Below are 24,626 nucleotides of genomic sequence, written 5' to 3' on the forward strand. Positions count from 1 at the left end.
GTAGGACGGTGGCGCGCGACATGAACGACAGTAAGATTGGTGCCGAGACGGGCATGACCTCCACGACCGCGGCAAAGGCCGGTGGCGTGACCCGGCGGAACCTGCTCGGCTCCGCGATCGGCGCAGGCGTGGTGGGTGGCGCATCGATGCTGCCGATGGCGCAGGCCGATGCCGCGACGACCGAGCGCAACGTCGACGTGCTGCTGGTCGGCGGCGGGATCATGAGCGCGACGCTGGCCGTGCTGCTGCACCAGCTCGAGCCGAGCTGGACGATCGAACTGGTCGAGCGGCTCGACAAGGTCGCCGAGGAAAGCTCGAACGGCTGGAACAACGCGGGCACCGGTCATTCGGCGCTGTGCGAACTCAACTATACGCCGGTGAACAGCGCCGACGGGCTCGTCGAGATCAAGAAGGCGATCGAGATCAACGAGCAGTTCCAGGTCACGCGCCAGTTCCTGAGCCATCAGGTCAAGGCGGGGATGCTCGCCAACCCGCGGTCGTTCATCAATTCGACGCCGCATATGAACCTGGTCTGGGGGGACGAAAACGTCGCGTTCCTGCGCAAGCGTCATGCCGCGCTGCAGGCGAGCCCTCTGTTCTCGGGCATGGAATTCTCGACCGACCCGGCGCAGATCACGCAGTGGGTTCCACTGATGATGCAGGGTCGCGACCCCAAGATGAAGCTTGCCGCGACGCGCTCGCCGCTGGGCACCGACTGCAACTGGGGTGAAGTCACCCGCCAGTATATCGCGACGATGGCCAAGCAGCCCGGTTTCAAACTGACGACGGGGCATGAGGTGCGGTCGCTGGAGCGCAGCCCCGACAAGCGCTGGCGGGTGACCGCGCGTGACATGAAGAGCGACGAGAAGCAGATCATCAACGCGCGCTTCGTGTTCGCCGGCGCAGGCGGCGGCGCGTTGCCGATCCTGCAGAAGTCGGGAATCCCCGAAGCCGATGATTATGCCGGCTTCCCGGTCGGCGGTTCGTTCCTGGTCACCGACAAGCCCTCGGTCGCCATGGCGCATCTCGCCAAGGTTTACGGCAAGGCGGCGGTCGGATCGCCGCCGATGTCGGTGCCGCATCTCGACACGCGCTATCTGGACGGCAAGCAGGCGCTGCTGTTTGGGCCGTTCGCGACCTTCTCGACCAAGTTCCTGAAGGAAGGCTCGTATTTCGATCTGCCGGCGTCGGTGACGCTCGACAATTTCCGGCCGATGATCGCGGTCGGCTGGGACGATTTCGATCTCGTCGAATATCTGGCCGGGCAGCTGATCATGTCGGACGCGGACCGGATGACGGCGCTGCGCGAGTATTTCCCCGGCGCCAAGGATGGCGACTGGCGGTTGTGGCAGGCTGGCCAGCGCGTGCAGATCATCAAGCGCGATCCGAAGAAGGGTGGCGTGCTGAAGCTGGGGACGGAGATCGTCGCGTCGAAGGACGGCTCGATCGCCGCGCTGCTCGGCGCGTCGCCGGGCGCATCGACCGCGCCGTCGATCATGCTCGACCTGCTGAAGAAGGTGTTCGCGAACCATCTCGCGACGCCGGCGTGGCAGGCGAAGATCCGCGAGATCGTGCCGAGCTACGGCACGTTGCTCAACGACAATCCCGAGGCGATCGCGCAGACCTGGGCATCGACCGCCGAGACGTTGCAACTGACGGTGCCGTCGCCTGCGGTGCAGGTGTCGACGCAGCCGAAGCCGGCGGCGACGCGGGTGAAGGTGGATCGCAGCCCCGACTTGGCGCTGTAGGCCGCGCAAGCTTCCACCGCCTGGTCACTGCGCGGCGCAAGCGTTTGAGACAGGTGTAAAAAAAGGGCGCTGCCGGTCGAACCGGCAGCGCCCTTTTTCGTGACGGTCGCGGCTGTCGGACAGCCGCGACGCGTAGTCTTAGACGCGGCGGCGCGTTGCTGCGCTTGCCCCGAAGGCCGCAGCGGCGGCGCCGATGATCAGCGCGATCACGAGCGTGAACGACGTACCGGCAGCGGCACCAGCGGCCTTGTCGGTGGCGGTCTTCGCGGTGGCCACGGCGTTGTTCTTCGTCTGGACGAAGCGAGCCTTGGCGCGCGTTACCTGGGCCTGTGCTTCCGGACGGCTGATCTGGCGCTGTGCGGCGACGATGTCGACGATGCGGCTCTCAGCCTGTGCGCCGTCCTGGCCGCCCTTGGCGAGCGCGGGCAGTTCCTGCGCGATTTCCTTCTGCGCCTGCTCGGGCGTCATCTGCGCCGGATTGGACGGTGCGGTCGCCAGATACTGGGCAGCCTCGTCGCGCACGTTGGTCACGTCGACACCGGCGACGTCGGCAACCTTGGGAGCTGCGGCACCGATGCCGGTCCCTGCGGCGGATGCGACCGAACCAACGGTACGGAAGGCGCCGCCGATGATGCCGCCGACCGCCGAGGTCAGAAGATAGAGCGTCAGGATCAGCGTCACGCCCCAGACGACGAGCCCGTGGACAAGGCCGTCGAAGCGGTCATGCACGCCCGCCACGCGCGCAGCCGCATAGCCGCCGGCGCCGAGTGCGATGACCGTGGTGATCAGCCAGTAGATGCCTGCGCCGATACCGAAGCCGGTTGCGCCGGGCGTGGTGCCCTCGACCGGGTCGACGAGGCTGAGGCCGATGCCGGTGCCCAGGATGCCAAGCACGAGCTGGACGGCGATCGCGATCACGACGCCGGCAAAGATCGCGCCCCACGAGACGCGGGTGACGGTCTTTGCAAAGCGCGCGTCGTCAGCCGGCACGTAGCCGGGGGTTACGTTGGTGGTCATAGTTCCTCCTGTTGGTACGGTAGGTAGTCGAACGGCGTCAGTCTGCGCCGTCCTTGCGCCCGACATCGTCCGCGGCCGGACCCGGTTCCGGGGCGCGTGCGGGGTCGGAATTCGTGTTGGCGGCGGCGGCGGAGTCGCGCGCGCCGGCCTTGCTCTCGCTCGCGCCACGCTGCTCGACGAGCACGTCGCCGATCAGCTTGCCGATCGCTTCCTGCACGGAGCCCTTCGCTTCGCGGACGCGGCCGTCGGTCTTGCGGGTCATGCGGCGATCTCCCTGTTCGGCGTGCCGATGACGACCGAGTCGCCATCGAAGCCGCGCGCGCGCGCCCATGCCGCGGCGGCGTTGCGACGATTGACGCCGATCTTCGAATAGATCCGCGCGACATGGTTGCGCACCGTGTTGGCGGATACGTCTAGCGTGCGCGCGATCGACTTGTCGTCGAGACCGCGGCAGATCAGCGCGAGCACTTCGCGTTCGCGTTGGGTGAGTTCGCCGAGCCCGACGCCGGTCGGTTCGGACTGTGGCGTGCGGATCCGCGCGAGCTTTTCCATGATCGACCGGCTGAGCCAGCTCGTGTCCTGCATCACCGCCTCGATCGCGTTGACGAGCTCGCGCTCGGACGTCTTGCGCGTCGTAATGTCGCGCATCGCCCAAAGGACGCAGGCATCGTTGCCGAGCGTGATCGGTTCGGTCGACACGATGCAGTCGAGCACGCCCCCGTCCTTCAGCCTGATCCTGACCTCGCGGTCGCGGATCGGGTGGCCGGCCTCGATCTCGCCCTCGAGATCGTGACGCAGGGCGGCAGTCTCCCACAGGTCGATGTCGCCCAGTGGCCGGTCGGTGATCTCCGCCGCGGCATAGCCGGTGAGATCGGTGAACGCCTCGTTGACGTCGCACAGGCGATGGCCGTCTAGCGTGCCGATCGCGAGTGCGACGGGCGCCAGCGAGAAGGTGCGCATGAAGCGTTCCTCGCTATGTCGCAGCGCGGTCTCGGCCTTGCGACGCGGTTCGAGGTCGGCAAAGGTGAACAACATGCACGGCTGCTCGCCCATGTCGATCGGCTGGCCAGCAAGGATGACGAGCTTGGTCGTGCCGTCGGGCAGCGCGAGCTCGGCCTCCATCTGCGGGATCGTCTTACCCTCTGCGAGGCGATCCTTGGCGAGCTTGCGCTGTTCCGCGTGGTCGAGCACGTCGATATCGTACAGCGTTCGTGCAAGGACCGCGTCGCGATCGTGGCCGGTCATGTCGACGAAGCCCTGGTTGACCTTCACGAAGCGCAAGTCGCACAGGCGGCAGATGACGGCGGGCGCGGGGTTGGCGTTGAACGATTGTTCGAACCGGTCCTCGGCCTCGAACTGCGCGGAGACGTCCTGGATGATCATCACCAGGCATTCGGGTTCGTCCTTGTCGTCGGTGAGGACGAGGCTGCGGACCTGGTGGACCCAGCGCGGCTGGTCCTCGCCCTTGACCGCGACCTCGACAACAACCTCGGAGAAGGCCTCGCCGGTCATGACTCGCTCGATCGGATAATCGGCGGAGTCGAGCCGGTGGTTGTTGCGGTAGCGCAACTGGAACCGGTCGCGATACTCGTCGACCGTCTCGCCGAGATCCTCGATCGAGACGACGCCGTGCATCCCCAGGGCGGCCTTGTTCGCCCACAGGATGCTCTGATCGGGGTCGATCAGGATGACGCCTTCATCGAGCCCGGCGATGATCTGACGCAGGTGCATCAGATCAGCCGAGTCCCGTAGCGATTTCAGGGCGGTCCGCGTCGCCAAGGGATTAGTCGCGCGACCCGTGGACGAGCCAGGCCAGGCCGTAGCCGATCGCGGCGGCACCGAGTGCCCAGAGCAGAGGGGCATCCTTGGCGGAGTCCTGCGCGGTCTTCGCGCCGCGGCGTGCTGCGTCGGCGGTACGCTCGGCGACGTCACGTGCGTCCTGGCTGACCTTGTCGGCGAGTTCGGGGGCGCCGTCGACAAGATCCTCGACCGCCGACTTGGCGCGACCATAGAGGTTCTGCGCGCCGCCTGCGACCTGATCGACGACGCCATCGACCTGCCAGTCGCGGCTACCGACGACATCGCCCGCGCCCTTTTCGATCTTGCCGCCGACGTAGCGTGCGCCGCCCTGGAATTCGTCCTTGTTCATCGTCGTCACCTTCGCTGGAGTTCTCGCATCGGAGAGCGGTTGAGGGTTGGTAGGCCCGTCAGAACGCCCGCATGCCTATGTCCGATCTGGACGCATAAACCCCATCAAGGCTGCTAGGTTCCTGGTATTTAAAACGAAATTCCTGAGCGGAATGTACCAGAACGCTACTGTGCGCGCGTATGGTACATTCTGGCGAAGCGCAGATGCAGCGTCCTGGTGCTCGCATCGATGGCCACCTCGGCGCGATCCTCGTGCCAGCGTGCGCGGGTCGCGAAATAGCGCTTGTCCTCGTCCCGCTCGGAAGCCTGTGGCCAGGCCGTTTCTGCGTTCGTCATGCATCGCCCTCTGGTTAATGGCGCTGTGCATAAGACGGACGCGGGGGGCGCGCGTGATCGAGAAAGACCAGCTGGCGCGGTAGAATCTGCAGCGGCGGGGTGGGGCGAGCAGCGGCGGGGTGCGGCGATTGGCGCGCCCGGAGGGGTTCGAACCCCCGACCGAGGAGGTAGAAGCTCCTTGCTCTATCCAGCTGAGCTACGGGCGCGCGCTGCGGCGAGGACTAGCGCGGATTGTGCGGGCTTGGAACCTCGATCATAACGCGCGGATGAAAATCGGAACGGATCAGCGGCAGGGGCTCGAACCGGTCACCGCGAGTGCGGTGCGCGCAGAGCAGTTTCGCTATTTCGACTTCGTGATGGCGGCGTTCGTCACGATCCTGTTGCTGTCGAACGTGATCGGCGCGGGCAAGCGCGCGGTGATCGACCTGCCGTTCATCGGCGTCTGGCCGTTCGGTGCGGGGATCCTGTTCTTTCCGGTCAGCTATGTGATCGGTGACATCCTGACCGAGGTTTACGGCTATGCGCGCGCGCGACGCTGCATCTGGGCGGGGTTCGGCGCGATGCTGTTCATGGTGTTCATGTCCGCGGTCGTCGTTGCGTTGCCGCCCGACCAGGGCTGGACGGGCCAAGCGGCATACGAGTCCGTGTTCGGGCAGGTGCCGCGGATCGTGCTCGCGTCGATTTGCGCGTTCTGGGTTGGGGAGTTCGCCAACAGCTTCGTGCTGGCGCGGATGAAAGTCTGGACCAAGGGCCGCATGCTGTGGACGCGAACGATCGGCAGCACGGTGGTGGGGCAGGCGTTCGACAGCCTGATCTTCTATCCGCTCGCCTTTTACGGCGCGCCCGACTGGCCGGTCGAGGCGATGCTGATGGTGATGGTCAGCCAGTTCCTGCTGAAGGTGTCGTGGGAGGTGCTGCTGACGCCGCTGACCTATCTGGTCGTGGGGTGGCTCAAGCGCGCCGAGGGCGTCGACGTGTATGACGAGGGGACGGACTTCTCGCCGTTCCGGACGCGGGTTTGAGCCCCCGTCATCCCAGCGAAAGGCGGGGATCCAGAGCCAAAGACGAGCGCGGTCTCGGCTCTGGATCCTGGATCGAGCCCAGGATGACGGTTTAGGCGCTGACGGCTTCCATCAGGCCTTCGAACAGGCGGCGACCATCGGTGCCGCCGTGCGCGGCTTCGATGCGGCGTTCGGGATGCGGCATCATGCCGAGTACGTTGCCCTTGTCGTTGAGCAGGCCGGCGATGTTGCGCGCGGAACCGTTGACGCTCTCGGCATAGCGGAACGCGACGCGGCCTTCGCCTTCGAGGCGGTCGAGCGTCTCGGTGTCGGCGAAATAATTGCCGTCGTGATGCGCGACCGGGAAGGACACGCGTTCGCCCGCCTTGTAGCCCGAGGTGAAGGTCGAGCTCGATGTCTCGACGGTCAGCGCGACGTCGCGGCAGACGAAGTTGAGACCCTCGTTGCGCATCAGCGCGCCGGGGAGGAGCCCCGCTTCGGTCAGCACCTGGAAGCCGTTGCAAATGCCGAGCACGGGCAAGCCCTTGCCCGCCTGTTCGACGACCGCGCGCATGATCGGCGAGCGTGCGGCGATCGCGCCCGAGCGCAGGTAATCGCCATAGGAGAAGCCCCCGGGCACCGCGACCAGCCCGACATCCGCGGGCAGATCCGCGTCGCCGTGCCAGACCATGCGCGGCTTGACGCCGGTCACCGCCTCCAGCGCGACGGCGATGTCGCGGTCGCAGTTGGAGCCGGGGAACACGATGACCGCAGTCTTCATGACAATACCACCTTCATGCCTTTTCGACCCGGTAATTCTCGATCACCGTGTTGGCGAGGAGCTTGCGGCACATGCCGTCGATCGTCGCGTCGTCGGTATCGTCGGCGACCTCGAGCTCGATCAGCTTGCCCTGGCGGACGTCCCGCACGCCGTCGAAGCCGAGGCTGCCGAGTGCATGATGGATGGCGCGGCCCTGCGGGTCGAGCACGCCGGGCTTGAGTGTCACGAAAACCTTCAGTTTCATTTACTTGCCCCGGTTCTTGCGATGCTTTTCGAGATCGAGGACCGAATTGTCGCCACCTTCGGGCAACAGGCCAAGACGGCGTGCAACCTCCTGATAGGCCTCGACTTCGCCGCCGAGATCGCGACGGAAGCGGTCCTTGTCCATCTTCTCGTTGGTTTCCATGTCCCACAGACGGCAGCCATCGGGGCTGATCTCGTCGGCGAGGATGATGCGGCCAAAGTCGTTGTCGAAGATGCGGCCGAATTCGAGCTTGAAGTCGACGAGGCGGATGCCGACGCCGGCGAACAGCCCGCACAGGAAATCGTTCACGCGGATCGCGAGGTCGGCGATGTCGTGCATCTCCTCCTGGCTCGCCCAGCCGAACGCGGCGATGTGTTCGTCGGAGATCATCGGATCGCCGAGCGCATCGTCCTTGTAGTAATATTCGATGATCGTGCGGGGCAGCTTGGTGCCCTCCTCGATCCCGAGACGCGTCGAGATCGAGCCCGCGGCGACGTTGCGCACGACGACTTCGATCGGGACGATCTCGACCTGGCGGATCAGCTGCTCGCGCATGTTGAGCCGGCGGATGAAGTGCGTCGGCACGCCGATATGGTCGAGTAGCGTGAAGATGTGCTCGGAAATCCGGTTGTTGAGCACGCCCTTGCCGTTGATCGTGCCCTTCTTCTGGGCATTGAACGCGGTCGCGTCATCCTTGAAATACTGGATCAGCGTGCCGGGCTCCGGACCCTCGTAGAGGATCTTGGCCTTGCCTTCGTAGATCTGGCGGCGGCGAGCCATGCGCGGTCCCCTGAAAATCAAGCGGTGAAAATCGAGCGGCCCCAGCCTACGCGACATGCGTCGCGAAGCCGAGGCCGGAATAGGCCGCGCCTATAGGCGAAGGGTGCGGGGGGTGCAATCGGATCGGTGCGGTCCGTGAAACGCGCGCGCTACCCCGCGTGGTGCAGCGCCGGACAGGGCCGCACGTCGATGCGGTCGACGTCCGTGCTTTCCACCGTCCGGTCAAGGCGATAGGGGCCGGTGCATGGAGCCACTCATCCGCGATCGCCAAGACGAGCAGACCCGCGCACGCCCGGATTGCCACCAGGCGATCTCGATCCTCGATCTGTTCACGATCGGGATCGGGCCGTCGAGTTCGCACACCGTGGGGCCGATGCGCGCGGCGTGGCTGTTCGCCGATCTGGTCGCGGACGAGAAGCCCGTGGCCGTGCGAGTCGATCTTTACGGGTCGCTCGCGCTGACCGGGCGGGGGCATGCGACCGACAGTGCGGTGATGCTGGGGCTCAGCGGTGCGCAGCCCGAGACGATCGATCCCGACCTGATCCCGGTCCGGCTGGCGGCGATCCGGTCGAGCGGACGGCTGATGCTCGCCGAGCGGGTCGAGATCGGCTTCGAGGAAAGCCAGCATCTGCTGTTCCACGCGCAGACGTTCCTGCCGGGCCATCCCAATGCGGTGACCTTCACCGCTACGTTCGGCGACGGGCGCAGCGTCGAGCGGACCTATTTCTCGATCGGCGGCGGTGCGATCGTCGAGGCGGGGTCGGGGCCGGTCAAGGCGAACATCCTGTTGCCGCGGCCCTTCTCGTCGGGCGCCGAGCTGCTCGCGACGGGCGACGCCACGGGGATGACGATCGCCGAGATCGTCCGCGAGAACGAGATCGCCTGGCGGCCGGACAGCGAGACCGATGCGTTTCTCGATGCGGTGCGGAGCGCGATGTTCGCGTCGATCGATCGCGGGTGTCGGCAGGGGGGCATATTGCCCGGCGGCCTCAAGGTGCCGCGTCGTGCGCGCGCGTTGTTCGAGGGGTTGCAGGCGCGCGACACCGCGGCGGATCCGTCCGCGGTGTTCGAATGGGTGAGCCTGTACGCGCTGGCGGTGAACGAGGAGAATGCCGCAGGCGGCCGCGTCGTGACCGCGCCGACCAATGGCGCGGCGGGCGTGCTGCCCGCGGTGCTGCGCTTCTACGAGACGTTCACCAAGGATCCGACGCCAAAGGGCGCGCACGACTTCCTGCTGACCGCCGCGGCGATCGGGTTTCTCTACAAGAAGCGCGCGTCGATCTCCGCCGCCGAGATGGGCTGCCAGGGCGAGGTCGGCGTCGCGTGCTCGATGGCGGCGGGCGCGCTGGTCGCGGCGCTCGGCGGCACCAATGCGCAGATCGAGAACGCCGCCGAGATCGGCATGGAGCATAATCTCGGCCTCACCTGCGATCCGATCGGCGGGCTGGTCCAGATCCCGTGCATCGAGCGCAACACGATGGGCGCGATCAAGGCGATCAACGCGGCGTATCTGGCGCTGCGGGGGGACGGTCGCCATATCGTCAGCCTCGATGCGGTGATCGAGACGATGCGCCAGACCGGTGAGGACATGCGCTCGCAATATAAGGAGACGTCGCTTGGGGGCCTGGCCGTCAACGTCGTCGAATGCTGAAGGATATCCGATGACTGCCCCGACGAACCCGCTTCTCGATACGCTGTCGCTGCCCCGCTTCGCCGACCTCGCCCCCGCCCAGATCGCCCCCGCGCTCGACGAGGCGATCGCGCGGCACGAGGCGATGGTCGAGGCGCTGACGACCGCGCGGCCGACCGACTTCGCAGGCGCTTGGCTGCCCTATGAGCGCGCCAATACCGAGATCGGCGCGATCTGGTCGGCGGTGTCGCACCTGCACGGCGTGGCGGACACGCCCGAACTGCGCGCGGCCTATGCGGAGGGGCAGAGGCGGCTCGTCGAGAACGACATGAAGGTGGGGCAGAACCGCGATCTGTACGAGGTGTTCGTCGCGCTCAGCGTCTCGCCCGCGTTCGCGACCCTGCCCGAGGCCGACCGGGTCGCGGTCGAGCATGCGATCCGCGATTTCACGCTGTCGGGCGTCGCGCTCGAACCCGAGGCACGCGACCGGTTCAGCGCGATTTCGGTCGAGCTGTCGGGCCTGTCGAACGAGTTCGGCAGCGCGGTGCTCGATGCGACCGACGCCTGGTCCGAGCTGGTGACCGACGAGGCCGATCTCGCCGGGATCTCCGACGCGGACAAGGCGATGTTCGCGGATGCCGCCAAGGCGAAGGGGCAGGCGGGCTGGCTGGTCACGCTGCAACAGCCGAGCGTCAACGCGGTGCTGACCTTTGCCGAGAACCGCGACCTGCGCGCGCGCATGTACCGCGCGTTCGCGACGCGTGCGTCGGACCAGGGGCCGAACGCGGGCGAGTTCGACAACAGCGGCCGGATCGCCCGCATTCTCGAGCTCCGGCATGAGGGTGCCAAACTGCTCGGGTTCGCCGATCCGGTCGCGTGGTCGCTCGAGACCAAGATGGCCCCCAACGGCGCCGAGGTGATCGCATTCCTGCGCGACCTCGCGCGGCGCGCCAAGCCCGCGGCGGAGCGCGATCTCGCCGAGCTCAAGACGTTCGCCGCCGAACATCTCGGCATCGCCGATTTCGAGCCTTGGGATGCAGGGTTCGTCTCGAACCGGCTGCGGCAGGATCGCTATGCGGTCGATGCGCAGGTGGTGAAGGCGTATTTCCCCGTCGAACGCGTGATGGAGGGCTGGCAGACGCTGATGGAGCGGCTGTTCGGGATCAAGTTGGTCGAGCGCGACGACGTGTCGCTGTACCACGACGATGCGCGATTCTTCGACGTGGTGGACGAGAGCGGGGCGGTGTTCGCCGGGCTGTATCTCGATCTCCATGCGCGCACGGGCAAGCGCGGCGGCGCGTGGATGGCGCAGGCGCGGCCGCGGTTGCAGGACGGCAACACGATCGCGGTGCCGGTCGCGTATCTCGTCTGCAACTTCGCGCCGGATGGCGGCGAGACGCCGTCTTTGCTGTCGCATAACGACGTGACGACGCTGCTCCACGAGACCGGCCACTGCATCCACCTGCTGTTCACCAAGGTGAACCGGCCGAGCATCGCGGGCACCAACGGGTTCGAATGGGACGCGATCGAGCTGCCGAGCCAACTGATGGAGGATTTCGCCTGGGACAAGGATGTCCTCACCGGCATGTCGGGCCACTACAAGACGGGCGAGACGCTCCCCGCCGACCTGTTCGAGCGGATGGTGAAGGCGCGGCATTTCCAGGCGGGGATGTTCATCCTGCGGCAGGTCGAATTTGCGCTGTTCGACCTGCTGCTCCATCTCGGCACGATGGGCAGCGATCCGATCGAGGTGATCGAGGCGGTGCGCGACGAGGTGGCGGTGATCCGTCCGCCGGAATGGCACCGTTTCCCGCACGCGTTCAGCCATATCTTCGCCGGCGGGTACGCGTCGGGCTATTACAGCTATCTCTATGCCGAGCTGCTGGCCGCCGATGGCTTCGAGGCGTTTGCCGAGGCGGGGCTCGTCGACCGCGCGACCGGCGACCGGTTCCGCGAGGAGGTGCTCGCGCGCGGCGCGACGCGGCCCGCGGCGGACAGCTTCCGCGCGTTCCGCGGGCGCGATCCCGAGCCGACCGCGATGCTGATCCGGCACGGGCTCCAGTAATGCCGAAGCGCGTCGACCGGCGCTGGTTGTCGGAGGCGGTACGGCGGATCGAGGCGGACTATAACCGGTCCGCCGACACGCATCTGATCCGCGTCGACCTGCCGCGCTATCCCGGTATCGTCCTGTACCTGAAGGACGAGAGTTCGCATCCGACCGGCAGCCTCAAGCACCGGCTCGCGCGCTCGCTGTTCCTGTACGCGCTGTGCAACGAATGGATCGGACCCGAGACGACGGTGATCGAATCCTCGTCGGGGTCGACTGCGGTGTCGGAGGCGTATTTCGCCAGGATGCTGGGGCTGCGCTTCATCGCCGTGGTCCCCGCGACGACCGCGGCGCCAAAGCTCGACGCGATCCGCTTCCACGGCGGCGAGATCCACATGGTCGACGATCCGCGCACCGTCTACGCGGTCTCGCACCGCCTCGCCGCGGAGACCGGCGGGCATTATCTCGACCAGTTCACCTATGCCGAGCGCGCGACCGACTGGCGCGGCAACAACAACATCGCCGAGAGCATCTTCGCGCAGATGGGCGAGGAGGAGCATCCGTGCCCGTCCTGGATCGTGTGCGGCGCCGGCACCGGGGGGACGTCGGCGACGATCGGGCGCTTCATCCGCTATTGCCGGCACGACACCAGGTTGTGCGTCGCGGACCCGGTGCACTCGGTGTTCCACAAGCATTTCGAGGATCGTTCGGTCGCCGCGCTGCCCGAAGGCTGTGCGTCGCGGATCGAGGGGATCGGCCGGCCGCGCGTCGAGCCGAGCTTCGTACCGTCGGTGATCGACCGGATGATCGCGGTCGAGGATGCCGACAGCATCGGCGCGATGCGCGCGCTGTCGGACCGGCTCGGGCGGCGCGTCGGTGGCTCGACCGGTACCAACCTCTGGGCCTGTGCGCAGCTGATCGCGGAAATGGCGGCGGCGGGCGAGACCGGCAGCATCGTCACGTTGCTGTGCGACGGCGGCGACCGCTATGGCTGCACCTATTACGACGATGCGTGGCTCGACGAGCGCCAGGTGGCGTGGACCGATGCCGCCGCACGGATGACCGCTTTTCTGGGCTGATGGACCGATGACCGCATGGCAGTTCTGGATCGATCGCGGCGGCACGTTCACCGACGTCGTCGCGCGGCAACCCGATGGGCGGATTGTCACCGCCAAGCTGTTGTCGGAGGATCCCGAACGCTATGGCGATGCGGCGGTGGAGGCGATCCGGCGGCTGACCGACGGCGCCGACGTGCCGCTGACCTTGCGGATCGGGACGACGGTCGCAACCAACGCGCTGCTCGAACGCAAGGGCGAGCCGACCGTCCTCGCAATCACGCGCGGCTTCGGCGACGCGCTGCTGATCGGCCACCAGGAACGGTCCGATATCTTCGCGCGCGACGTGAACCGCCCGCCGCCGCTGTTCGCACACGTCGTCGAGATCGACGAGCGCGTCGGCACGGCGGGCGATGTCCTCCGTCCGCTCGACGTCAATGCGGCCCGGGCGGGATTGCAGGCGGCGTTCGACAGTGGCCTGCGGGCCGTCGCGATCGTCCTCATGCACGGCTATCGCTTCACCGCGCACGAGGCGGCGCTGGCGGCAATCGCCGCCGACATCGGCTTCACGCAAATCTCCGTCAGCCACAAGGTCGCGCCGCTGATCAAGCTGATCGGGCGCGGCGATACGACCGTTGTCGACGCGTATCTGTCGCCGGTCGTCGATCGCTATGTCGCGGGGTTGAGCGACGCGCTGGGGCAGGGCGCGCTGTTCATGCAGTCGTCGGGCGGGCTGGTCGACGGCGCGGGCTTTCGCGGGAAGGACGCGATCCTGTCGGGGCCCGCGGGCGGCATAGTCGGCATGGCCGCGACCGCGCGCGAGGCCGGGTTCGAGCACGTCATCGGCTTCGACATGGGCGGCACCTCGACCGACGTGTCGCATTATGCCGGCACCTATGAACGCGACACCGAGACGCTGATCGCGGGCGCGCGCATCCGCGCGCCGATGCTGCGGATCCACACCGTCGCGGCCGGCGGTGGCTCGATCTGCCGCTTTGACGGGGAAAGGCTGATCGTCGGCCCGGAGAGCGCGGGCGCGGTCCCGGGGCCCGCCTGCTATCGCCGCGGCGGGCCGCTCACGGTAACCGACTGCAACGTGATGCTCGGCAAGGTGCGCCCCGAATTCTTCCCCGCGCTGTTCGGACCGACTGGCGATGCGCCGCTCGATGCCGAGGCGGTCGCCGCGCGGTTTGCGGAATTGCCGCTTGATCCGCAGGCGGCGGCGGAAGGGTTCGTCGCGGTCGCGGTGGCGAACATGGCGAATGCGATCCGGACGATCTCGGTCGCGCGTGGGCATGACGTGACGCGCTACACGCTGGCGTGCTTCGGCGGGGCGGGGGGGCAGCATGCCTGCCTGGTCGCCGATGCGCTGGCGATGGACCGGGTGATGATCCACCCGCTCGCCGGCGTGCTGTCGGCATACGGCATGGGGCTTGCCGATCGGCGCGTCCTGCGCGAGGCGACATCGGGCGCGGCGTTTGCGGACTATGCCGCGATCACGCAGGCGTTGGATGGCCTGGCGGAGGCTGCGCGCGGCGCGCTCGTGGCGCAGGGCGTTGCGGTGGACGCCGTGCGGATCGAGCGACGCGTGCATCTGCGCCGCGGCCAGACCGATCACACGATCGAGCTCGATCTCAACGACCCAGCCGCGATGATCGCCGCGTTCGACGCCGCGCACGTCGCGCAGTTCGGGTTCGCGAGCGACGCCCCGCTGATCGCCGACCGGATCGTCGCGGAAGCGATCGCCGAGAGCCCGCCGATCGACGCCGCGCTGGTCACCTTCCCGGACGCACCCGCGGCCCCTCTCGCGACCACCCCCGTCTACATGGCGGGCGCCTGGCACGACACGCCGGTCTTGGCGCGCGAAGGCCTCCCCGTCGGGCACGGCGTCGACGGCCCCGCGCTGATCCTCGACAGCGTCTCGACCACGATCGTCGAGCCCGGCTGGCGCGCGCGCGTCGACACGGTTGGCAACCTGATCCTCGACCGGATCGCACCGCGCGTCGGCGTCAGTATCGGCACCGAGTCCGATCCCGTTCGGCTGGCGATCTTCGCCGGGCTGTTCATGAGCATCGCCGAGGAGATGGGCGCAGCGCTCCAGCGCTCCGCGGCCTCCGTCAACATCCGCGAACGCCTCGACTTCAGCTGCGCGCTGTTCGACGCGCACGGCAACCTCGTCGCCAACGCACCGCACATCCCGGTCCACCTGGGCTCGATGGGCGAGAGCATCCGCACGATCATCGACGCGCGCGGCGGCGGCGCGGACGGTCGCGGGATCCGTCGCGGCGACGCCTATGCGCTCAACGCCCCCTATCGCGGGGGCACGCATTTGCCCGACATCACGGTCATCATGCCGGTCTTCGCGGAGGACGGCGACGCGCCCGCGTTCTTCGTGGCGGCGCGCGGCCATCACGCAGACGTCGGCGGGATCACCCCGGGATCGATGCCGCCCGAAAGCCGGTCGGTCGAGGAAGAAGGCGTGCTGCTCGACGACGTGCTGGTGGTCGACGAAGGGCGCTTCCTCGAAAGCGAACTCCGCGCCGTGTTCGCGTCCGGCGCGTATCCGGCCCGTAACATCGACCAGAACATCGCCGACCTGTCCGCCCAGCTCGCCGCCTGCACCCGCGGCGCGACGGGGCTGACTCGGCTTGCCGACGAATACGGCACCTACGTCGTTGCGGCGTATATGGAGCACGTCCAGGCCAATGCCGACGCCGCCGTTCGCCGCCTGATCGCGACGCTCGACGATGGCGCTTTCGCCTATGAAATGGATGACGGCGCGGTCGTTCGTGTGGCTGTCCGTATCGATCGCGCGGCCGCGACGCTGGAGGTCGACTTCGCCGGCACCAGCGAGCAGCGCCCGACCAATTTCAACGCGCCCGTCTCGATCGTCCGCGCGGCGGTGCTCTACGTCGTGCGTGCACTGATCGACGAGGCCGTGCCGCTCAACGACGGCTGCCTGCGTGGCGTGACGATCCGCGTGCCCGAAGGCTCGATGCTCAACCCGCGCTATCCCGCCGCGGTCGTCGCCGGGAATGTCGAGACCAGCCAGGTCGTTACCGACGCGCTGTTCGCTGCGCTCGGCGCGATGGCTGCGAGCCAGGGGACGATGAACAACTTTACCTTCGGCAACGACACGCACCAATATTACGAGACGATCGCCGGCGGGGCGGGCGCGGGCCCCGGTTTCGACGGCGCGGCGGTGATCCAGACGCACATGACCAACAGCCGGCTGACCGACCCCGAGATCTTCGAGACGCGCTTCCCCGTGCTGCTCGAGGAATTCGCGATCCGTCGCGGCTCGGGCGGGGCAGGCGCGCATCATGGCGGCGACGGCGGCACGCGCCGCGTACGGTTTCTCGGAGACATGACCGCGTGCATCCTCGCCAACCGTCGCCGCATCGCGCCGTTCGGCATGGCGGGCGGCGAGCGCGGCGGTCTTGGCTCGGCGAGCGTCGAGCGGGCGGATGGCAGCGTGGAGCCGCTCGGCTCGACCGCGCGCGTCGACATGCACGCAGGCGACGTGTTCGTGATCGAGACGCCCGGCGGCGGTGGGTTTGGGAGAGCCGAATGACGCACGCACTGGACCAGGCGACCGCGGGGCGGTTCGCCGCGCTGACGCTGGGGCATCTTACGCGCGAGTGGCCGTACAAGCTCGACCAGACGCTGGGCGGGCCGGGTGATCTTGCGCTGCCCAAGACGCTGCATCCGATCTTTCACGGCAGCTATGACTGGCATAGCTGCGTGCATGGCTGGTGGCAGGTGATGCGGCTGGCCCGGCTGTTTCCCGCGATGCCCGAGGCGGCTGCGGTCGAGGCGCTGGCGGACCGGATGCTGGTGGCGGAGCGCGCGGCGGGGGAGCTCGCCTATCTGGCGCGGCCGACGACGGGGAGCTTCGAGCGGCCTTATGGGTGGGGCTGGCTGCTGGCGCTGCATGACGAACTGGCGTTGCGGCCCGATCGCGGCTGGGCGGCGGCGATCGAGCCGCTCGCGCGCGCATTCGCGGCGCGGTTCGCGGACTATCTGCCCAAGCTCGTCTATCCGGTCCGGAGCGGCAAGCATGACTGTACCGCGTTCGCGCTGGTGCATGCGCTCCGCTGGGCGCGGACGCACGACACCGCGCTGGCAACGCTGATCGAGGCGCGCGCGCGCGAGTGGTTCGGGGCGGATCGCGATTGCCGGCCATGGGAGCCGAGCGGCGAGGATTTCCTGTCGGCGACCTTGTGCGAGGCGGTGCTGATGCGCGACGTGCTGGGGACTTCGTTCGAGGGGTGGCTGAGCGCGTTCCTGCCGGACCCGTTCGGGGCGGCGACGACGTGCCTGCGGGCGCCCGCGCTCGTCAGCGATCGGTCGGACGGCCGGCTTGCGCATCTCGACGGCGTGAACCTGTCGCGCGCCTGGGGGTGGCGATCGATTGCCGATGCGCTGCCCGACCCGGCGCGGGCGCGCGGCATCGCCAACGCGCACCTCGCCGAGGCACTGCCGCATCTTGCCGATGATTATATGGGCGAACACTGGCTGGCGACGTTCGCTCTCCTCGCGTTGGACGCCTGACATCGTCGTGATCGGCGGTACATGATTCGGCCAGCGTCGCGATAATTCATTACGCGCCCGAAATGGATCGATCATCTGTGCGGACGTTGCCGGCTGTTCCGCGGTAGTGGCTACCGGGCTGAAATCAGGTTTGTCCTGCCGTTGCAACCACTTCGGTAAGCGGGTCTCCTGCCTCTGCCTTCGGCACGGTCGGGGACGACGCTGATGCTGGACCCGATCGCCGATTGACCGGCTGAAGCGGGCGTGAAAGCGTCGCGCGATGCGAAATTGCAGGAGACGCCCGTGCTGGTTCTCGCTCTGATCATCGGCTTCGTCGCCGGATTGCGGGCGATGATGGCCCCGGCGGCGATCGCCTGGGCCGCATCGACCGGCCTGCTACAGTTGCAGGGGTCGGGGCTGGCCGTTCTCGGGGCGCGCTTCACGCCCTGGGTGTTCACGATCCTGGCGGCCGGCGAACTCGTCGGCGACCAACTGCCCTCGACGCCGAGCCGTATGACCCCCGCACCGTTCGTCGCGCGGATCGTCACGGGTGGCGTGTCGGGCGCGGCGATCGGCTATGCGACGGGCGCGCCGATCCTCGGGCTGGTGCTGGGTGTGATCGGTGCGATCCTCGGGACGGTGGGCGGTGCGCGACTGAGAGCCTTGCTCGCGGCGACGTTCGGCCGCGATCGGCCTGCCGCGCTGGTCGAGGATGCGCTGGCGATCGGGCTCAGCGTGATCGTGGTCGCGTCGCTATGACACGGCGGTTCGATGCGATCATCGTCGGCGCCGGGCAGGCGGGGCCACCGCTCGCCGGGCGCCTGACCGCGGCGGGGATGACGGTCGCGCTGATCGAGCGCAAGCTGGTCGGCGGGACCTGCGTCAATACGGGGTGCATGCCGACCAAGACGCTCGTCGCCAGCGCCTATGCCGCGCACCTCGCCCGGCGCGCGGCGGAGTTCGGCGTGCGGACCGGGGATGTCGGGATCGACATGCCGGCGGTGGCGGCACGCGCGCGCAAGGTCGTGACCGACGCGCGTGAGGGAAACGAGGCATGGCTGGCAGGCATGGCCGGGCTGACGATGCTGCGCGGCCATGCGCGCTTCACGGGGCCGACGACGATCGCGGTAGATAACGAGATCCTGACCGCGCCGCGCATCTTCCTCAACGTCGGCGGGCGCGCGAGCGTGCCCGACATGCCGGGCGTCGGCGACGTGCCGCATCTCGACAATACCGACATGGTGGCGCTCGAGGCGGTGCCCGCGCATCTCGTCGTGGTCGGTGGAAGCTATGTGGGACTCGAGTTCGCGCAGATGTATCGCCGGTTCGGCGCGGCGGTGACGGTCGTCGAACGCGGCGAACGGCTGATCGCGCACGAGGACGCGGACGTGTCGGACGCGGTGCGCGACATCCTTGAAGACGAGGGCATCGCGATACGGACGGGGGCGAACTGCATCGCCTTCGCGCGGCACGAGGACGGCGTCGCGGTGTCGGTCGATTGCGATGCGGGCGAGCCGGTGGTGGTCGGCAGCCATGTGTTGCTCGCGGTCGGCCGGCGGCCGAATACGGACGATCTCGGACTGGAGTATGCAGGCATCGCGACCGATGCGAAGGGCTATGTGATCGTCGACGATCTGTTGCAGACCAACGTGCCGGGGATCTGGGCGCTTGGCGATTGCAACGGGCGCGGCGCGTTCACGCATACCGCGTATAACGACTATGAGATCGTCGCGGCGAACCTGCTCGATGGCGACGACCGGACGCTGAGCCAGCGGCTGGTCGGCTACGCGCTGTATACCGATCCGCCGCTGGGCCGGATCGGGATGACGCAGACGCAGGCCGAGGCGTCCGGGCGACCGATCCTGGTCTCGTCGAGGCCGATGACCCGGGTCGGGCGCGCGATCGAAAAGGGCGAGACCAAGGGGTTCATCAAGATCGTCGCGGATGCCGAGACGCAGCGGATCCTGGGCGCGGCGATCCTCGGCGTGGGGGGCGACGAGGCGATCCACGGGATTCTTGACATGATGAACGCCGACCAGAGCGTGGCGGCGCTGCGCTGGGCGGTGCCGATCCACCCGACCGTTTCCGAACTGATCCCGACCGTCTTGCTCGGGCTCGATCCGGTGGTGCGGACATGAGCCCCGCCGGATCGCGCGACCACCAGATGTTCCCGGTCCTTGACCCCGATCAGCGAGAGACCGCGAAACGGTTTGCGAGCGGCCCGGCACGGACGTTTGCGCCTGGCGAGCCGGTCTATGCGATCGGCGAGCAGGGCGCGCCCGCGTGGCTGGTGCTGGCGGGGTCGATCAAGGTCAGACGCCGCGATGGCCTGAACCATGACGCGCCGATCACCGCGCACGGGGTCGGCCAGTTTACCGGGGAGGTGAACCAGCTCGCGGGTCGGCCATCGATCGCGGCGGGCAGGGCGGGGCCCGACGGGTGCACCGCGTTGCCGTTCGACCCTGCGCATCTGCGGGCGCTGATGGTGGGATCGGCCGATGTCGGCGAAATCGTGATGCGCGCGCTGATCCTGCGCCGGGTCGGGCTGATCGAGGATGGCGGCGCCGGGACGGTGATCGTCGGCGTGCCGGGCAGCCCCGATATCGTCCGGTTGCAGGGGTTCCTGACCCGATCGGGCTATCCCAACATCGTTCTCGACGCCGCCTCGGACGACGAGGGTCGGGCGCTGATCGAGCGGATCGGTGTGTTGCGCAGCGACCTGCCGGTCGTGGTCTGTCCGAATGGGAGGATCCTGAAACGGCCCTCCGATGTCGAGGTCGCGGCCTGTCTCGGCATCACGCCCGACCTTGATCCGGCGGTGGTGTACGACGTCGCGATCGTGGGTGCGGGGCCGGCGGGACTGGCGGCGGCGGTGTATGCGGCATCGGAAGGGCTGTCGGCGATCGTGCTCGACGAACGCGCGATCGGCGGCCAGGCGGGCGCATCGGCGCGTATCGAGAATTACCTGGGCTTCCCGACCGGTATATCGGGGCAGGCGCTGGCGGGGCGCGCGTTCAACCAGGCGCTGAAGTTCGGGGCGGAGATCGCGGTGCCGCTGGAAGTGGCGCGGCTGGTCTGCGACGACGAGGTCGTCAACGACGAGCCGCTCGTGCTTGCACTGCCGGGGGATCGACAGGTGCGATCGCGGACCGTGATCGTCGCCTCGGGCGCACGCTATCGTCGACCCGATATCCCTGATCTCGAGCGTTTCGAAGGGGCGGGCGTCTCTTATTGGGCATCGCCGATCGAAGCGCGGTTGTGCGAGGGCGAGGAGGTCGCGCTGGTCGGGGGCGGCAATTCGGCAGGACAGGCGGTGGCGTTCCTGGCGCCGCGCGTGAAGCATCTGCACCTCGTCGTCCGGCGCGACCTTGCCGCGACGATGTCCAGATACCTCATCGACCGGATTGCCGCGCTGCCCAACGTGACACTGCATGTCGGGGTTGAAATCGTCGGGCTGGAAGGTGACCGCGCGACCGGGCTGACCGCGGCGATATTCCGCAACCACCGCGACGGGGGCACGCTCCGCCGCGCGATCCGGCACCTGTTCCTGTTCATCGGCGCCGATCCCAATGCGGGCTGGCTGCACGGCTGTGTCGAGACCGACGAGAAGGGGTTCATCGTCACCGGCAAGGCGGCGCTGACATTGCAGACGAGCCGCGCGCGCGTCTTCGCGATCGGCGACGTGCGCGCGGGTTCGACCAAGCGGGTGGCCGCGGCGGTGGGCGAGGGTGCCGCGGTGGTCGCACAAGTCCATGTCGCGCTCGCCGACGCGGCCGAACGCTCGGCGTCCTGAATAGGATAGCGGGACGCGGCGTTCGGGCGACCCAAACTCGCTCATACCGACCGCCTGCGCGATCACGCTCGCTTGCGTCGTCGTACCCCGACCGCTAGCCGAGCCCGATCGGTAAAAGCGTGAGTATTCGACGATGCGGCATGTGATGATGGGGCTGTTGGCCGTTACGACGCTCGCCACGGCGGGGTCGGCGCAGCGGGCCAACCGCGCAGGGCCGGGCCTGGTTCGAGTCCGCTTCGTCACGTCGGAGGGCCCGATCGTGCTGGCGCTCGACGCACGCCGCGCGCCCAAGACGACCGAGAACTTCCTCGAATATGTCGATGACGGACGGTTTGACGGGACCGACTTCTATCGCGCCAGCCGGCAGAAATCGGCGCCGAAGCTCGGTTTCGTCCAGGGCGGCATTCGCACCGATGCCCGGCGGATCCTGCCGCCGTTTCCGCTCGAGACAACCGCGAAGACCGGGATCAAGCATATCGACGGGACGATATCGATGGCGCGCGGCATGACCCCGGCGTCGGCGGGCGGTAATTTCTTCATTACCGTGGGGCCCGCGCCGGCGATGGACGCGCGGCCGGGCTATCCCGGCTATGCGGCCTTCGGGCACGTCGTCGCGGGGATGGACGTGATCAAGCGTATCCTCGCCAAGCCGACCGGCGGCGGGATGGACGCGTTCAAGGATCAGATGATCCTCAAGCGCGTGGCGCTGGTTAGCGCGCGGCGGCTCGACGGCGTGGCAAAGCCGACCGGACTGCCGCGCGCGTGGCTGATCAAGACGGGTCCCGATCGGAAGAAGTGAAGTCCGAGTGCCTGCTCGAGGCGATCAGGCGGTCAGGCTGAGCGCGACGGCTTCCGCGACCTTGATTCCGTCGACCGCGGCCGAGAGGATGCCGCCCGCATAGCCGGCACCTTCGCCCGCCGGGAACAGCCCGGCGGTGTTGAGGCTGACGAAATCGTCGCCGCGCGTGATCCGGACGGGTGACGAGGTGCGCGTCTCGACCCCCGTCAGCACCGCGTCGGGATGATCGTAGCCGGGGATCTCGCGGCCGAAGGCGGGCAATGCCTCGCGCAACGCGGTGATCGCGAAGTCGGGGAGGCATTCCGACAGATCGGTCATGTGGACCCCCGGCTTGTACGAGGGGATCACCGATCCGAGCGCGGTCGAGGGGCGGCCTGCGAGCAGGTCGCCGATGCGTTGCGCGGGCGCCTTGTAGTTCGAGCCGCCCGCGACATAGGCGCGCGATTCCCAGTGGCGCTGCAGCGCGATCCCGGCGAGCGGGTGGCCGGGATAGTCGCGCGCGGGATCGATGCCGATCACGATCCCCGAGTTCGCGTTGCGTTCGTTGCGCGAATATTGGCTCATGCCGTTGGTGGCGACGCGGCCTTCCTCGGAGGTCGCGGCGACGACGGTGCCGCCGGGGCACATGCAGAAGCTGTAGACGGTACGGTCGTTCTTGCAGTGATGCGACAGGCTGTACGCCGCCGCACCGAGATCGGGGTGGCCGGCGCAGGGGCCGAAGCGGGCTTCGTCGATCCACGATTGGGGATGCTCGATGCGGACGCCGATCGAGAACGGCTTTGCCTCGACATGGACGCCCGTGGCGTGGAGCATCTCGAACGTGTCGCGCGCGCTGTGGCCGACCGCGAAGACGACATGGTTGGCCTCGAGATAGTCGCCGGTGCTGAGATGAAGTCCGCGGAGCTGGCGCGTGCCGGCCTCCTCGACGACATCGAGGCCGTCGACGCGGGTCGAGAAGCGGTATTCGCCGCCGAGCGCCTCGATCGTCTCGCGCATGCTCTCGACCATCGTCACGAGGCGGAACGTGCCGATATGCGGGTGCGCTTCGGTGAGGATTTCGGGCGGCGCGCCGGCCTTGACGAACTCGGTCAGGACCTTGCGACCGAGATGGCGCGGGTCCTTGATCTGGCTCCAGAGCTTGCCGTCGGAGAAGGTGCCCGCGCCGCCTTCGCCGAACTGGACGTTGGATTCGGGGTTGAGCACGCTCTTGCGCCAGAGGCCCCAAGTGTCCTTGGTGCGCTCGCGGACGACCTTGCCGCGGTCGAGGATGATCGGGCGGAACCCCATTTGCGCGAGGATCAGGCCTGCGAAGAGACCGCACGGACCTGCGCCGACGACCACCGGGCGCGGGCCGGTATAGCTCGGGCCGCCCTTGGTGACGAAGCGATAGCCGGTGTCGGGGGTGCGCTGGACGTGGCGATCCTTGCGGAAGCGGGTGAGGACGGTGTCCTCGTTCTTCAGCGTGACGTCGACCGAATAGACGAGCTGGATGTCCATCTTGTCGCGCGCATCGTGCGCCCGCCTGGCGATCGTGTAGCGGATCAGGTCGCGCGGCGTGACGCGCAGGCGATCGCGGATCGCGGCGGGGAGCGCTTCGTCGGCGTGGTTGAGCGGCAGCTTGAGGTCGGTGATACGGAGCATGGGCACGCTCTAGCGCCGCGCGGCGCGATCCGCCATCGGGAGCGCGAGAGGACATGATCATGCGGACCGATGACGAGCAGAATGCCAAGAGCGCCAAGCGCAAGGAGGTCCATGACCGGATCGTTGCGACCAAGACGATCGAGAAGGGGCTGATCATCGTCCACACCGGCAAGGGCAAGGGCAAGTCGACCGCCGCGTTCGGCATGGCGGTGCGGATGATCGGGCATGGCCGGAAAGTCGGCGTCGTCCAGTTCGTCAAGGGCGCGATGGCGACCGGCGAGAAGGCGGTCTTCGACGCGTTCCCCGCGCTGTGCGAGTTCAAGCCGATGGGCGAGGGGTTCACCTGGGACACGCAGGACCGTGCGCGCGACATCGCGGTGGCGCGCGAGGCGTGGGACGAGGTGAAGCGGATGATCGCCGATCCGTCCTATGCGATGGTGGTCGCCGACGAACTCAACATCGTGCTGCGCTACGACTATCTGCCGGTCGACGAGGTTCTCGCGGCGTTGGGGGCGAAGCCTGAGATGACGCATGTCGTTATCACCGGGCGGAACGCGCCCGAGGCGTTGATCGAGGTCGCGGACCTGGTGACCGACATGACTCAGGTGAAGCATCCGTTCCGGTCGGGCGTGAAGGCGCAGCTGGGGGTGGAGTTCTAACGGCGCGCGTCATACCCCGCGCCCGGTCGTCATCCCCCTTTTCCGTCATCCTGACGAAAGTCAGGACCCAGAGTTACGAACGGCATCCATTGTGGCTCTGGGTCCTGACTTTCGTCAGGATGACGGGAGGGGTGGGGCTGCTGGCGCGTGTCTGACGGATGCTGCCCCGTCTTGCGTCACCCCTATCACCCGCGTATCGCTCGACCTGCGACAGGTTCCCCCGACGTTCGCGCCGAGGGGGATGAAAATGGGAACGGGAAACACCCGGCTGCCCCTGCAACTGTACGCGGCGAGCCACCGTGCCTCATGCCATTGGGATCATCCCGAGAAGGCGGCGCGGACGGCGTTGACCCGCGAGCCAGGAGACCTGCCCGTCGCGGTCGTCTTTCGTCCGGCCAGGGTGCGCCGAACGGA

21 protein-coding genes, 1 tRNA gene and 1 riboswitch are annotated in these 24,626 nt (G+C 67.9%); of the genes, 12 read left to right on the forward strand and 10 right to left on the reverse strand.

The window, feature by feature from the left end:
- The first annotated feature begins 20 nt into the window (after positions 1-20).
- Complete coding sequence (gene mqo, locus C8J26_RS15895) at positions 21-1,748, forward strand: malate dehydrogenase (quinone) (protein WP_208631425.1); 1,728 nt, start codon at positions 21-23, stop codon at positions 1,746-1,748.
- Between the two features lie 138 nt (positions 1,749-1,886).
- On the opposite strand, the gene C8J26_RS15900 is transcribed toward mqo, so the two are convergent.
- The 6 genes from C8J26_RS15900 to C8J26_RS15920 all read right to left on the reverse strand — a co-directional run bounded on the left by C8J26_RS15900 (position 1,887) and on the right by C8J26_RS15920 (position 5,455).
- Positions 1,887-2,765 carry a hypothetical protein gene (locus C8J26_RS15900; protein WP_107959230.1) on the reverse strand — a complete coding sequence of 293 codons (879 nt, stop codon included), beginning with the start codon at positions 2,763-2,765 and terminating at the stop codon, positions 1,887-1,889.
- Between the two features lie 37 nt (positions 2,766-2,802).
- A complete protein-coding gene (locus C8J26_RS20685; protein WP_208631426.1) occupies positions 2,803-3,027 on the reverse strand; it encodes a hypothetical protein in 225 nt (74 codons plus the stop codon).
- Positions 3,024-4,496 carry a PAS domain S-box protein gene (locus C8J26_RS15910; protein ID WP_107959231.1) on the reverse strand — a complete coding sequence of 491 codons (1,473 nt, stop codon included), beginning with the start codon at positions 4,494-4,496 and terminating at the stop codon, positions 3,024-3,026. The genes C8J26_RS20685 and C8J26_RS15910 overlap by 4 nt, the downstream gene beginning before the upstream one ends.
- Positions 4,497-4,548: 52 nt before the next feature.
- Complete coding sequence (locus C8J26_RS15915) at positions 4,549-4,914, reverse strand: CsbD family protein (RefSeq protein WP_056414630.1); 366 nt, start codon at positions 4,912-4,914, stop codon at positions 4,549-4,551.
- A gap of 164 nt (positions 4,915-5,078) precedes the next feature.
- Positions 5,079-5,249: a hypothetical protein gene (locus C8J26_RS20555; RefSeq protein ID WP_167398872.1), complete on the reverse strand. Its 171-nt coding sequence runs from the start codon at positions 5,247-5,249 to the stop codon at positions 5,079-5,081.
- Between the two features lie 129 nt (positions 5,250-5,378).
- Positions 5,379-5,455, reverse strand: a tRNA-Arg gene (locus C8J26_RS15920).
- 60 nt (positions 5,456-5,515) lie between these two features.
- On the opposite strand from C8J26_RS15920, the gene C8J26_RS15925 reads away from it, so the two are divergent.
- A complete protein-coding gene (locus C8J26_RS15925) occupies positions 5,516-6,271 on the forward strand; it encodes a queuosine precursor transporter (RefSeq protein WP_082445193.1) in 756 nt (251 codons plus the stop codon).
- 91 nt (positions 6,272-6,362) lie between these two features.
- Here C8J26_RS15925 and purQ read toward each other — a convergent pair whose 3' ends face one another.
- The 3 genes from purQ to purC are packed head-to-tail and all read right to left on the reverse strand — an operon-like array spanning position 6,363 to position 8,055.
- Positions 6,363-7,031 carry a phosphoribosylformylglycinamidine synthase subunit PurQ gene (gene purQ / locus C8J26_RS15930; protein ID WP_056414633.1) on the reverse strand — a complete coding sequence of 223 codons (669 nt, stop codon included), beginning with the start codon at positions 7,029-7,031 and terminating at the stop codon, positions 6,363-6,365.
- A gap of 13 nt (positions 7,032-7,044) precedes the next feature.
- Entirely contained in the window at positions 7,045-7,275 is a 231-nt protein-coding gene (purS, locus tag C8J26_RS15935; RefSeq protein WP_107959232.1) for a phosphoribosylformylglycinamidine synthase subunit PurS, read from the reverse strand.
- Positions 7,276-8,055 carry a phosphoribosylaminoimidazolesuccinocarboxamide synthase gene (gene purC / locus C8J26_RS15940; protein ID WP_055876188.1) on the reverse strand — a complete coding sequence of 260 codons (780 nt, stop codon included), beginning with the start codon at positions 8,053-8,055 and terminating at the stop codon, positions 7,276-7,278. It lies immediately after the preceding gene.
- A gap of 244 nt (positions 8,056-8,299) precedes the next feature.
- Between purC and C8J26_RS15945 the strand changes: the two genes are divergently transcribed.
- The 9 genes from C8J26_RS15945 (at position 8,300) to C8J26_RS15985 (ending at position 21,912) form a co-directional block, all read left to right on the forward strand.
- Positions 8,300-9,706: an L-serine ammonia-lyase gene (locus C8J26_RS15945; protein WP_056414635.1), complete on the forward strand. Its 1,407-nt coding sequence runs from the start codon at positions 8,300-8,302 to the stop codon at positions 9,704-9,706.
- Between the two features lie 10 nt (positions 9,707-9,716).
- Positions 9,717-11,750 (forward strand): M3 family metallopeptidase, encoded by a 2,034-nt coding sequence (locus C8J26_RS15950; protein ID WP_107959233.1) that lies wholly within the window; start codon positions 9,717-9,719, stop codon positions 11,748-11,750.
- Positions 11,750-12,811, forward strand: a complete 1,062-nt coding sequence (locus tag C8J26_RS15955) for a PLP-dependent cysteine synthase family protein (protein WP_107959234.1) — start codon at positions 11,750-11,752, stop codon at positions 12,809-12,811. Before C8J26_RS15950 ends, C8J26_RS15955 begins: the two co-directional genes overlap by 1 nt.
- A gap of 7 nt (positions 12,812-12,818) precedes the next feature.
- On the forward strand, positions 12,819-16,361 hold the full coding sequence (locus tag C8J26_RS15960; RefSeq protein ID WP_107959235.1) for a hydantoinase B/oxoprolinase family protein: 3,543 nt from the start codon (positions 12,819-12,821) through the stop codon (positions 16,359-16,361).
- Positions 16,358-17,341, forward strand: a complete 984-nt coding sequence (locus C8J26_RS15965) for a DUF2891 domain-containing protein (RefSeq protein WP_107959236.1) — start codon at positions 16,358-16,360, stop codon at positions 17,339-17,341. The genes C8J26_RS15960 and C8J26_RS15965 overlap by 4 nt, the downstream gene beginning before the upstream one ends.
- A gap of 282 nt (positions 17,342-17,623) precedes the next feature.
- Positions 17,624-18,079 carry a DUF4126 family protein gene (locus C8J26_RS15970; protein WP_208631427.1) on the forward strand — a complete coding sequence of 152 codons (456 nt, stop codon included), beginning with the start codon at positions 17,624-17,626 and terminating at the stop codon, positions 18,077-18,079.
- Entirely contained in the window at positions 18,076-19,458 is a 1,383-nt protein-coding gene (locus C8J26_RS15975) for an FAD-containing oxidoreductase (protein ID WP_107959237.1), read from the forward strand. The genes C8J26_RS15970 and C8J26_RS15975 overlap by 4 nt, the downstream gene beginning before the upstream one ends.
- Complete coding sequence (locus C8J26_RS15980; RefSeq protein ID WP_107959238.1) at positions 19,455-21,113, forward strand: FAD-dependent oxidoreductase; 1,659 nt, start codon at positions 19,455-19,457, stop codon at positions 21,111-21,113. The genes C8J26_RS15975 and C8J26_RS15980 overlap by 4 nt, the downstream gene beginning before the upstream one ends.
- Before the next feature lie 133 nt (positions 21,114-21,246).
- The gene (locus C8J26_RS15985; RefSeq protein ID WP_425275414.1) at positions 21,247-21,912 is read left to right on the forward strand and encodes a peptidylprolyl isomerase; all 666 of its coding nucleotides are present in this window, start codon (positions 21,247-21,249) and stop codon (positions 21,910-21,912) included.
- A gap of 24 nt (positions 21,913-21,936) precedes the next feature.
- Here the strand turns inward: C8J26_RS15985 and C8J26_RS15990 are convergent, their stop codons facing one another.
- On the reverse strand, positions 21,937-23,553 hold the full coding sequence (locus C8J26_RS15990) for an NAD(P)/FAD-dependent oxidoreductase (RefSeq protein WP_107959239.1): 1,617 nt from the start codon (positions 23,551-23,553) through the stop codon (positions 21,937-21,939).
- A 53-nt stretch (positions 23,554-23,606) separates the two neighbouring features.
- On the opposite strand from C8J26_RS15990, the gene cobO reads away from it, so the two are divergent.
- Complete coding sequence (gene cobO, locus C8J26_RS15995; RefSeq protein WP_107959240.1) at positions 23,607-24,212, forward strand: cob(I)yrinic acid a,c-diamide adenosyltransferase; 606 nt, start codon at positions 23,607-23,609, stop codon at positions 24,210-24,212.
- A gap of 195 nt (positions 24,213-24,407) precedes the next feature.
- Positions 24,408-24,601: riboswitch (cobalamin riboswitch) on the forward strand.
- Positions 24,602-24,626 lie beyond the last annotated feature (25 nt).

The organism is Sphingomonas aurantiaca (assembly GCF_003050705.1).
In the GTDB taxonomy this organism is placed as follows: Bacteria; Pseudomonadota; Alphaproteobacteria; order Sphingomonadales; family Sphingomonadaceae; genus Sphingomonas; species Sphingomonas aurantiaca.

Excerpts from the sequence above, each read along its gene's own strand:
- mqo (WP_208631425.1), top strand. The coding sequence starts at position 21 with ATGAACGACAGTAAGATTGGTGCCGAGACGGGCATGACCTCCACGACC.
- C8J26_RS15900 (WP_107959230.1), bottom strand. The coding sequence starts at position 2,765 with ATGACCACCAACGTAACCCCCGGCTACGTGCCGGCTGACGACGCGCGC.
- C8J26_RS20685 (WP_208631426.1), bottom strand. The coding sequence starts at position 3,027 with ATGACCCGCAAGACCGACGGCCGCGTCCGCGAAGCGAAGGGCTCCGTG.
- C8J26_RS15910 (WP_107959231.1), bottom strand. The coding sequence starts at position 4,496 with ATGCACCTGCGTCAGATCATCGCCGGGCTCGATGAAGGCGTCATCCTG.
- C8J26_RS15915 (WP_056414630.1), bottom strand. The coding sequence starts at position 4,914 with ATGAACAAGGACGAATTCCAGGGCGGCGCACGCTACGTCGGCGGCAAG.
- C8J26_RS20555 (WP_167398872.1), bottom strand. The coding sequence starts at position 5,249 with ATGACGAACGCAGAAACGGCCTGGCCACAGGCTTCCGAGCGGGACGAG.
- C8J26_RS15925 (WP_082445193.1), top strand. The coding sequence starts at position 5,516 with ATGAAAATCGGAACGGATCAGCGGCAGGGGCTCGAACCGGTCACCGCG.
- purQ (WP_056414633.1), bottom strand. The coding sequence starts at position 7,031 with ATGAAGACTGCGGTCATCGTGTTCCCCGGCTCCAACTGCGACCGCGAC.
- purS (WP_107959232.1), bottom strand. The coding sequence starts at position 7,275 with ATGAAACTGAAGGTTTTCGTGACACTCAAGCCCGGCGTGCTCGACCCG.
- purC (WP_055876188.1), bottom strand. The coding sequence starts at position 8,055 with ATGGCTCGCCGCCGCCAGATCTACGAAGGCAAGGCCAAGATCCTCTAC.
- C8J26_RS15945 (WP_056414635.1), top strand. The coding sequence starts at position 8,300 with ATGGAGCCACTCATCCGCGATCGCCAAGACGAGCAGACCCGCGCACGC.
- C8J26_RS15950 (WP_107959233.1), top strand. The coding sequence starts at position 9,717 with ATGACTGCCCCGACGAACCCGCTTCTCGATACGCTGTCGCTGCCCCGC.
- C8J26_RS15955 (WP_107959234.1), top strand. The coding sequence starts at position 11,750 with ATGCCGAAGCGCGTCGACCGGCGCTGGTTGTCGGAGGCGGTACGGCGG.
- C8J26_RS15960 (WP_107959235.1), top strand. The coding sequence starts at position 12,819 with ATGACCGCATGGCAGTTCTGGATCGATCGCGGCGGCACGTTCACCGAC.
- C8J26_RS15965 (WP_107959236.1), top strand. The coding sequence starts at position 16,358 with ATGACGCACGCACTGGACCAGGCGACCGCGGGGCGGTTCGCCGCGCTG.
- C8J26_RS15975 (WP_107959237.1), top strand. The coding sequence starts at position 18,076 with ATGACACGGCGGTTCGATGCGATCATCGTCGGCGCCGGGCAGGCGGGG.
- C8J26_RS15980 (WP_107959238.1), top strand. The coding sequence starts at position 19,455 with ATGAGCCCCGCCGGATCGCGCGACCACCAGATGTTCCCGGTCCTTGAC.
- C8J26_RS15985 (WP_425275414.1), top strand. The coding sequence starts at position 21,247 with ATGCGGCATGTGATGATGGGGCTGTTGGCCGTTACGACGCTCGCCACG.
- C8J26_RS15990 (WP_107959239.1), bottom strand. The coding sequence starts at position 23,553 with ATGCTCCGTATCACCGACCTCAAGCTGCCGCTCAACCACGCCGACGAA.
- cobO (WP_107959240.1), top strand. The coding sequence starts at position 23,607 with ATGATCATGCGGACCGATGACGAGCAGAATGCCAAGAGCGCCAAGCGC.